Here is a 9,172-nt window from a genome sequence, read left to right as displayed (position 1 = left end):
AATCAGCTCACAACCGCGTGCCGACGCGTTCCTGCTCCATTCGCGCAGCAATTCCAGGCATGCCTGATCGACGTGATGCAGTCGATCCACCTGCAGTTGCAGGCGCGTGTTCGGCGGCACGCTTTCCAAGGTACGCGCCACCGACGGCACGCGCAGAAACGTCGCCGAACCTTCCAGGCGCAGCGATGCCGTGCCTGGTTCCTCGTGATGATGCAGGCCCACCTTGAGTCGCGACGAATGCAGCGCGAGGCGGAACAGCGACAAAGCGAAGCCGATCAGCACGCCGGCCAGCAGATCGGTGGCGACAATGGCCACGGTGGTTGCGACGTAAATCCATGCGGTGCCCTTGCCGTACTGCGCCAGCGAGATCACCTGCCTGAAGTTCACCATCTTGACGCCGGTGTAGACCAGGATGCCGGCCAGGCAGGCTACCGGCGTCATGCGCATCAACCATGGCAGCAGCATGGCAAACACGAGTAGCCAGCTGCCGTGCAGGATGGTCGCCATGCGCGTGGCCGAACCGGCCTGCACATTCGCCGCGCTGCGCACGATCACGCCCGTCATCGGCAATGCGCCGAACAAGCCGCAGATGGTATTGCCGATGCCTTGAGCGGTGAGCTCGCGGTCGTACCTGGTGCGGGCGCCGTCGTGCATGCGATCGACCGCAGCGGCGGACAACAGCGTCTCGGCGCTCGCGATGAAGGCGAACGTCAGCGCAGCGATCAGCAGCGACGGTTCCAGCAGGCTGGAAAGACTGCTCCATGTCGGCATCGATACGGCGGCCATCAGGTTTGATGGCACATCCACYGTTTTCACTGCCAGCCCCGCGAACTGCACGGTCGCCGTCAACGCGATCACCGCCAGCAATGCGCCGGGAACGAAGCGCAGTTTCACCGGCCGCAGTTTTTCCCAGCCAAGCATGATCGCGATGGTGGCCACGCCGACGCCCAGGGCCGACAGACTGCCCACCTCGCCCTGCACCGCGTCGATCACCGCTCCCGGCAACGCAACGAAGTTCTCCAGGCCTCGCGCCTTGGGCAAGCCATCCATCAGCACGTGCAGCTGCGAGGCCACGATCAACACACCGATACCCGACAACATGCCCGCCACCACAGCCGGCGAACACATGCGGAACCACACGCCGACGCGACACAAGCCGGCCGCGATCTGGATCATGCCGGCCAGCAGTACGACCGGGCCCAAGGCGGCTACGCCATGCTCGCGCACCAGTTCGAACACGAGCACGGCAAGGCCCGCCGCCGGTCCACTCACCTGCAATGGTGAACCGGCGACGGCGCCCACGACGATGCCGCCGACGATGCCGGTGATGAGTCCTGCCGCTGGCGGCATGCCTGAGGCGATGGCGATACCCATGCACAAGGGCAAGGCCACCAGGAACACCACGATGGAACCGAGCAGGTCACGCCCGAACAGTCCCTGCTTGAAGTAGTTGCTGATCACGACGACGTCCTCAGGCAGCCGACGACGCAGGCACAGCGAAGCGCGCATGCGGCGTCGCTTCCGGAAAGCCCGCCGTGCCGGGCTCGATCTGCACGAAGCGACCCTCAAGTGCATCAAAGCCCTTCAAACCGGCATGCTCGATGTCATACACCCAGCCGTGGATGCGCAGTTGTCCGCTGGCCATGGCGGCCGCCACGGTGGGCAGCGTACGCAGGTGTTCGAGCTGGCCCACCACGTTTTCTTCGGTGAGGCGACGCAGACCTTCCGAGCCCTGCAGGCCCGGTCCGTTCTGATCTACCACGTAGCGCGCAACATCCGCATGTTTCATCCATGCCGCGACCGACGGCATGTCCTGCACCAGCTCGGGATGTTGCAACGCCTTCATCGCGCCGCAGTCGGAATGGCCGCAGATCACGATGTGGCTGACCTTGAGCACCTTCACCGCATACTCGATCGCCGCCACCACGCCGCTCACGTGCTGCGCATACGGCGGCACGATGTTGCCGATATTGCGATACACGAACAGCTCGCCAGGCTGCGCGGAAAACAGCAGTTCCGGCATCACGCGCGAGTCGGCGCAGGTGATGAACATGGTGCTGGGACTCTGCCCCGCCGCCAGCTTGCGGAACACTTCGCGCTGCGCGGGAAAAACCTCATTGCGGAACTGTTCGAAACCTTCGATCAAACGCTTCATGCGAATACTCCAGACAAGAATCGGTACGACGCCCACGGCGCAACGCGCGCCAGAGGAGGCGACGAAAAAAAAGAACAGATGGCCAACGCCAAGCACAGGCACGACGGGCGCGCCGCGCTAGCGGGTCAGTTCACTGACGGGACCATGGGAGGCGGCAGGCCTAAGCCATGCACGCGAGGAGAACGCGCCGCCTCAGCGGACGCGATTCAGGCGACTTCGGGTGGGCGCAGCAGTCGCGCGGGGTCGTGCGGGCTCAGCTCATCGTRCAGCGAGCGTGGAGCATGGTGGGGCATGGGCGCCCACAGGTAAGCCACATCGAAGGGATGGAGGATGTCGTCCATGCCGCTGCTGGTGTTGTCTTCCAGCGAGCCGTGCTCGCTGTCGTCGGCCGCGCTATCGGCGACATCGTCGGCCGTGACCAGCGTGGCCAGCGCCTTGTCAGCCGACGATGCCGGTGACAGTTGCGCCGGACGAACAGGCGTGCCGACCAGCAATAGCAGGCCGAACAAACACGCCAGAAACGCGGCGAAACGAGAGCGGTGGAGACGCGAAGTCATGCCGCGACGTTATCGGAAAGCGCATGAAAATCGCAAGACCTTGCGAGAAATCCATCGCGCATTCTCTTGCATGCGCCAGCAAACATTCATTTTCGCAGGCCGCTGTCATCGCGCAGAAACACCCGGCCGCAAAAAGAAAAAACGGCGGGCCAGAGCCCGCCGTTTGTCCATCCCTGGGTAGAACTCCCTTGCGATAGCCGTACCGCCGATCCGATTAGAACGGGTAGTAGCGGAAGGAGGTGAAGAACATGTTCTCCGTGGCCTTCGGCGAAGCAAGGCCATTGGCAACCGGACCGCTCACGCCATTGATGAAGCCCTGGCCCGGGAACGCTTCCTTCTGGGTGTACGAGTACTGTGCGCCGAACTGCATGCGACCGAACTTGCCCTGGTAGAACTTCCACCAGAAGCCCGCCGTGCCCTGCCAGATCTGGCGAGCGTTGCCCACGCAGTTGCTGTTGCCGGCGATGTCGCAACCGCTGTTGTTGTAAGCCGGGTTGCCATAACCGAGGGCGACGGTGCCCGCGTTGTAAGCGGTGAAGTCCTTCTTGCTGGCAGCTTCGCGGCCACCGAACAGATAGATGTCCAGATCCGGATTGGTGTGCCAGGTCAGACCGGTCAGCATCATGTTCTCCTTGATCGGAGCCAGATTGCCGTTCGGGCTGAAGGTCACGTCGGAGAGCTGGGCGCTGCCGTAACGGCCGATGCCCTTGCCCGACATGCCGGAGAACTGCCAGTCGAGGGTCTTGTCGATCAGCGGCAGGATCACGCCCAGACCCCAGCCACCGCCGTAGGTGTTGTGGTTCTGGTAGCTGCCGTTGACGGCATAGCGGTTGTAGAAGGCGCGGCCGAGGCCGAACAGCTCGTAGTGACCGAAACCCGGGTCAGCCGCGAACTTCACCACCACATCGGGGATGTGGTTGAGCGACAGCGTATTGGCCGAGTCGAAACCCGAACCCGCGGTCATGTTGTAAGCCGTCTGCTGCACCGGCGCCTTGGCCTGGTTCGGGCTCGAATAGAACGTGGTCTGCGGGTTCTCGATGGAGACGCCCAGCCAGTACTTCTTGTCCCAATCCTTGACCAGGCGGATCTGCGCCTGACGTGCCCAGGTGAAGCCCGGGATGTACTGCGCGTCGATCTGCGGCGGCATCTGCTCGCCACGCGGCATGATGCCCTTGCTGTTGAGCGTCAGCAGCGACCAGTTCTGGCCGGCCAGCAGGTGCAGGCCCGAGGTGTCCCAATCGGACGTCAGGTAGACGTTGCGGATACGCGGGTTGAACGAGTTGCTCTCATTCGAGTTCGCGGTCTGGGCGCCGCCCAGGAAGTCCAGTTCGATGTAGCCGGCCAGATGCGTGGTCGGATCCACGTCACCCTGGGCCAGGGCCGAGAGGCGGCTCTGGCGGGCGGTCATGCGGAACTCGTTCATGTGCGCGGTCTGCACGTTCTTGTACGGCATCGAGCTGTAGTTCGATGCGATGTCCGCGCCTTCGTTGGCCGAACGGTAGATCGTTTCGGCAGCGAGGAAGCCGCCGAGCGTGATGTTCACGCCCTTGTAAGCGATCTTGTCCTGCGACTTCTTGACCGTCGCGTCGGTCGTGGCGACCTGCTTCTGCACCTGCTCCACAGCCTGGCCGGTCGACACGTTGATATCGGACTGCGCGTCAGTGCGCTGCTCGAGCTCGACGACCTTGGCCTGCAGGGCCTGCAGCTGGGCCTTCAGCGCTTCGATCTCGGCGTTCTGCGTCGACTGGGTGCTGGTCTTGGTGCTGGCGCCGGCCGGGTCGGCCATGACGTGGAAGCTGGTAACGCCCAAACCGGCAGCAATGGCCACCGCGAGCAACTTGGAACGCATGGAATATCTCCGCATGTAGGTAAGAATCACCTGGACCGCCCCCTTCGATCTCCGGCCGTCCAAGCAGGTTCGGTGGGCAGGATGGGCTTCGGGCTTTACCGTTACATGGACGTTATGTGACAGAACGGAGACATGCGTTCGCGCACGTACGGATCGTCCGCCCAACGCCGCAGTGGACTTGGGGTCGCCGCCCCGGCTGATATGCTTAGGCGATGGATAAGCTCAATAACAGCATGGCCGGCCGCATGGCCGAGCGGTTTCGCGGCTTCTTGCCGGTCATCGTGGACGTTGAAACCGGCGGCTTCGATGCCGAGCGCGATGCGCTGCTGGAAATCGCCGCTGTCATATTGCGCATGACCCCCGAGGGCTATCTGCAGCCCATGCCGGCGGTCTCGGCACACGTCCACCCCTTCCCCGGGGCCAATATCGACCCGCGCGCGCTGGAGATCACCGGYATCGACCCGGACAACCCGCTGCGCGGCGCACTGGACGAGCGCCTGGCGCTGGACCATGTGTTCAAGCCAATCCGCGACGCCATGCGCGACATGGATTGCCAGCGCGCCGTGCTGGTGGGTCACAACGCCGCGTTCGACCTGGGCTTTCTCAATGCGGCCGTGCGCCGCGTCGCCCACAAGCGCAACCCGTTCCACCCTTTCAGCTGCTTCGACACCGCCACGTTGAGTGGGCTTGCCTTCGGCCAGACGGTGCTGAGCAAAGCCGTGCAGGCCGCAGGCATTCCCTTCGATACGCGTGAGGCGCATTCGGCCATTTATGACGCGGAGCGGACGGCGGAGCTGTTCTGCACCATCGTCAACCGCTGGCGCCGGTTGGAGGAGTTCGAGCGGGACCAGATCGGCATCGAGTCGATGTGAAGGCACCAGGGGACTCGCCCGGATTTCGGGCGACGATTTAATCCCCTGCGTTATCAGTGCCATATGACAATTCCCTGCAAGTTGTCATATCGCTGAAACATTGAGCTCATTTCATTGCAACACGGCGCGCATGAAATAACGGCGGGCGGGAATCCCCCGAAACCCTTATCGCTAAGGAGCAACCGTGTTGATCTCAACCAAATCTCTGACTCGCATCGGCACGGCCGCGGTGTTCGCGACGGCCTCGCTGTTTGCCATGGGCGCGCAGGCGACCGACATCACCGGCGCTGGCTCGAGCTTCGTCTACCCGGTGCTTTCGAAGTGGTCCGCGGGCTACGCCGAAAAGACCGGCAACAAGCTCAACTATCAGTCCGTCGGCTCGGGCGCCGGCGTGGCGCAGATCAAGGAAGGCACCATCGACTTCGGCGCCACCGATGCTCCGGTGAAGGCTGAAGACCTCGCACAGTTCGGCCTGGGCCAGTTCCCGGTCGTGGTGGGCGGCATCGTGCCGGTGGTGAACATCCCGGGCATCGAAGCGGGCCAGGTCAAGCTGGACGGCACCACCCTCGCCGACATCTTCCTCGGCAAGATCACCATGTGGAACGACCCGCGCATCGCCGCGATGAACGCTGGCGTGAACCTGCCCTCCAAGAAGATCACCGTCGTGCATCGCTCGGACGGTTCGGGCACCTCGTTCAACTTCACCAACTACCTGTCCAAGGTCAGCACCGACTGGGCTGCCAAGGTCAAGTTCGGCACGGCTGTTGAGTGGCCGACCGGCGTGGGCGGCAAGGGCAATGAAGGCGTGTCGCAGTACGTCAAGCAGATCGTCGGTTCGATCGGCTACGTCGAGTACGCCTATGCCGTGAAGAACAAGATCAGCTGGGTGAACCTGAAGAACGCCGCCGGCCAGGTCGTTGCGCCGAGCGCCGATGCGTTCGCCGCTGCCGCTGCCACGGCCGATTGGGGCAGCGCCAAGGACTTCAACGTGATCATGACCAACGCCTCCGGTGCGCAGGCATGGCCGATCACCGCGACGACCTGGGTGGTGATGTACAAGAAGCCCAAGAACGCCGAGCACACCAAGGTGGCGTTCGAGTTCTTCAAGTGGGCGCTCGAGAATGGCCAGAAGGACGCCGCTTCGCTCGACTACGTCGCGCTGCCGGACACCCTGGTCAAGAAGATCGAGGCTTACTGGAGCACCGAGTACAAGCACTGAGGCTGGCGTCTCGCCGGTCACGCTACGGCAACCGGCGAGTCTTAAGCTGATGGCTTGACCGCACCACGACGGCCGCCCGACTAACCTCGGGCGGCCTGTTGCTGAAAGGCGCCCGGAAGCGCCATCCATCAACCAGCCGGCCCCCACCGGACTGGCCTGAATGCCGAGGAATCCTCCGCACATGCAAGCGAACGTAGGCGCCATCGCCTCCTCCGTGCCCCAGGAAGCGCGCGCCAAGCGCGACGCCCTGCACGACCGCCTGTTCAGCTGGCTGCTCAAGGGCTGCGCCTTGCTGGTGCTGGCCTGCCTGCTCGGCGCCGCTGGCGCCACCCTGTGGGGCGGCCGCCACGCGTTCGGCACGTTCGGCTGGCACTTCCTGGTCAGCGATGCGTGGGACCCCAGTTCCGACACCTACGGCGCGCTCGTGCCGGTGTACGGCACCATCGCCACCTCGTTCATTGCGCTGTTGCTTGCCGTGCCGGTGAGTTTCGGCATCGCGCTCTATCTTTCCGAAGTGGCGCCGCCGTGGCTGCGCACGCCGGTGGCCTCGGCCATCGAACTGCTGGCCGGCATCCCTTCGATCATCTACGGCATGTGGGGCTTGTTCATCTTTGCGCCCTTCTTCGCCGACCATATCAAGCCGTGGTTGACCAACTACCTCGGCGACAAGCCCGACGACGGCAAGCTGTCGTGGGTGGCGCAACACGTGCCCTTCGTCGGCAAGCTGTTCGGCAGCGACTACCCCTTTGGCGCCAGCATCCTCACCGCGGGCATCGTGCTGGCGGTGATGATCATCCCGTTCATTTCCTCGGTGATGCGCGAAGTGTTCCAGACGGTGCCCTCGCGCCTGAAGGAATCGGCGTATGCGCTGGGTTCGAGCACCTGGGAAGTGTCCTGGGACATCGTGCTGCCGTACACGCGCTCGGCCGTGATCGGCGGCATCTTCCTCGGCCTGGGCCGCGCGCTGGGCGAGACGATGGCGGTGACCTTCGTGCTCGGCAACGCGATGAAGCTGTCGCCCTCGATCCTCGATCCGGGCGCGTCCATCGCTTCCACCATCGCCAACCAGTTCAGCGAGGCTGCGGGCCTGCAGAAGTCCACGCTGATGGCGCTGGCCTTCCTGTTGTTCGTGGTGACCTTCATCGTGCTGCTGATTGCGCGCTGGATGCTGCGACAGATGGCCCATAAGGAGGGTCGCTGATGGCCACCGGTTCGAGTCTCTACACGCAGCGCCGCATCAAGAACATCATCGCGCTGTCACTCAGCGTGGTGGCCACGCTGATCGGCCTGATCTTCCTGGCGTGGATCCTGTGGGAAACGCTGCGCCAGGGCATCGGTGCGCTGCGCCCGCAGCTGTTCACCAAGATCACCGCCTATGGCGAGGATGGCGGCCTGCTCAACGCCATGGTCGGCAGCCTGACGGTGAACATGATCGGCATCGTCATCGCCACGCCGATCGGCGTGCTCGCCGGCGCATGGCTGGCCGAGTACGCCAGCGGCACCAAGCTGGGCGAGTCGATCCGCTTCMTCAACGACATCCTGCTGTCGGCGCCMTCGATCGTGCTGGGGCTGTTCGTGTACACCATCGTAGTGTTGCCGAGCACGGCGCTCACCGACGGCTCCACCACCTTCTCCGGTTGGGCCGGCGGCATCGCGCTGGCGCTGATCGCCCTGCCGGTGATCGTGCGTACCTCCGATGAAATGCTGCGCCTGGTGCCTTCCACCCTGCGCGAGGCCTCGCTGTCGCTGGGCATTCCGCAGTGGAAGCTGACCACGCAGATCCTGATCCGCGCCGCACGCTCGGGCATCATCACCGGCGTGCTGTTGGCGCTGGCGCGCATCAGCGGCGAAACCGCGCCGCTGCTGTTCACCGCGTTCGGCAACAACTATCTGACCTTCAACCCGTCGGACAAGATGTCCAGCCTGCCGCAGGTGATCTACCAGTACGCCAACGATCCGGGTGAAGGCCTGCATGCCATCGCCTGGGCCGGTGCCTTCGTGCTCACCATGTTCGTGCTTTTGCTGAGTCTTGCCTCCCGTCTGGTCCTTTCCCGCAACAAGGTGTCCCATGACTGAGTCCGCCGCCGCCGGCATCCACCCGCAGTCCGCGGCCACGCACGCTCCGCTTGCGCCGACCAAGATCAAGGTGCGCGACCTGCACTTCTACTACAACGGTTTCCATGCGCTGAAAGGCATCAACATGGACATCCCGGAGAAGAAGGTCACGGCCATCATCGGCCCCTCCGGTTGCGGCAAGTCCACGCTGCTGCGCATCTTCAACCGCATCTATGCGATCTACCCCAAGCTCGAGGCGAAGGGCGAGATCGTGCTGGACGAGGAGAACATCCTCGACTCGCGTTATTCCATGAACCGCCTGCGTAGCAAAGTCGGCATGGTGTTCCAGAAGCCGGTGCCGTTCCCGATGACCATCTTCGAGAACGTGGCCTACGGCATCCGCCACCACGAGAAGCTGTCGCGCGCCGACATGGACATCCGCGTCGAACAGGCGCTGCGCAGCGC

The 9,172-nt window shown here is 63.8% G+C and carries 9 protein-coding genes; 5 read left to right on the top strand and 4 right to left on the bottom strand.

The window, feature by feature from the left end; translation table 11 throughout:
• The 4 genes from AC1DMG_RS16745 to AC1DMG_RS16730 form a co-directional block, all read right to left on the bottom strand.
• On the bottom strand, window positions 1–1,509 hold a 1,509-nt coding region (locus AC1DMG_RS16745), incomplete at its 3' end, for a SulP family inorganic anion transporter (protein WP_477180794.1).
• The gene (locus AC1DMG_RS16740) at window positions 1,472–2,155 is read right to left on the bottom strand and encodes a carbonic anhydrase (protein WP_441603511.1); all 684 of its coding nucleotides are present in this window, start codon (window positions 2,153–2,155) and stop codon (window positions 1,472–1,474) included. The genes AC1DMG_RS16745 and AC1DMG_RS16740, both read right to left, overlap by 38 nt.
• A gap of 206 nt (window positions 2,156–2,361) precedes the next feature.
• Entirely contained in the window at window positions 2,362–2,712 is a 351-nt protein-coding gene (locus tag AC1DMG_RS16735; RefSeq protein ID WP_477180793.1) for a hypothetical protein, read from the bottom strand.
• Window positions 2,713–2,926: 214 nt separating this feature from the next.
• The gene (locus AC1DMG_RS16730) at window positions 2,927–4,561 is read right to left on the bottom strand and encodes a hypothetical protein (protein WP_441603513.1); all 1,635 of its coding nucleotides are present in this window, start codon (window positions 4,559–4,561) and stop codon (window positions 2,927–2,929) included.
• 212 nt (window positions 4,562–4,773) lie between these two features.
• Here AC1DMG_RS16730 and rnt point away from each other — a divergent pair, with 212 nt between their 5' ends.
• The 5 genes from rnt to AC1DMG_RS16705 form a co-directional block, all read left to right on the top strand.
• The gene (gene rnt, locus AC1DMG_RS16725; RefSeq protein ID WP_046970448.1) at window positions 4,774–5,433 is read left to right on the top strand and encodes a ribonuclease T; all 660 of its coding nucleotides are present in this window, start codon (window positions 4,774–4,776) and stop codon (window positions 5,431–5,433) included.
• A gap of 184 nt (window positions 5,434–5,617) precedes the next feature.
• Window positions 5,618–6,652: a phosphate ABC transporter substrate-binding protein PstS gene (pstS, locus tag AC1DMG_RS16720; protein WP_441603514.1), complete on the top strand. Its 1,035-nt coding sequence runs from the start codon at window positions 5,618–5,620 to the stop codon at window positions 6,650–6,652.
• A 181-nt stretch (window positions 6,653–6,833) separates the two neighbouring features.
• A complete protein-coding gene (gene pstC, locus AC1DMG_RS16715; RefSeq protein ID WP_441603515.1) occupies window positions 6,834–7,853 on the top strand; it encodes a phosphate ABC transporter permease subunit PstC in 1,020 nt (339 codons plus the stop codon).
• Window positions 7,853–8,728, top strand: coding sequence for a phosphate ABC transporter permease PstA (pstA, locus tag AC1DMG_RS16710; protein ID WP_477180792.1), 876 nt, complete (start codon window positions 7,853–7,855; stop codon window positions 8,726–8,728). The genes pstC and pstA overlap by 1 nt, the downstream gene beginning before the upstream one ends.
• A partial coding sequence (locus tag AC1DMG_RS16705) for a phosphate ABC transporter ATP-binding protein (RefSeq protein WP_477180791.1) occupies window positions 8,721–9,172 on the top strand: 452 nt, incomplete at its 3' end. The genes pstA and AC1DMG_RS16705, both read left to right, overlap by 8 nt.

It is taken from the genome of Dyella sp. 01N36, assembly GCF_056399745.1.
This window is presented reverse-complemented; position numbering and strand designations above follow the sequence as displayed.

Coding starts and splice junctions, on each gene's coding strand:
- pstC (WP_441603515.1), top strand. CDS start 6,834: ATGCAAGCGAACGTAGGCGCCATCGCCTCCTCCGTGCCCCAGGAAGCG.
- AC1DMG_RS16730 (WP_441603513.1), bottom strand. CDS start 4,561: ATGCGTTCCAAGTTGCTCGCGGTGGCCATTGCTGCCGGTTTGGGCGTT.
- AC1DMG_RS16740 (WP_441603511.1), bottom strand. CDS start 2,155: ATGAAGCGTTTGATCGAAGGTTTCGAACAGTTCCGCAATGAGGTTTTT.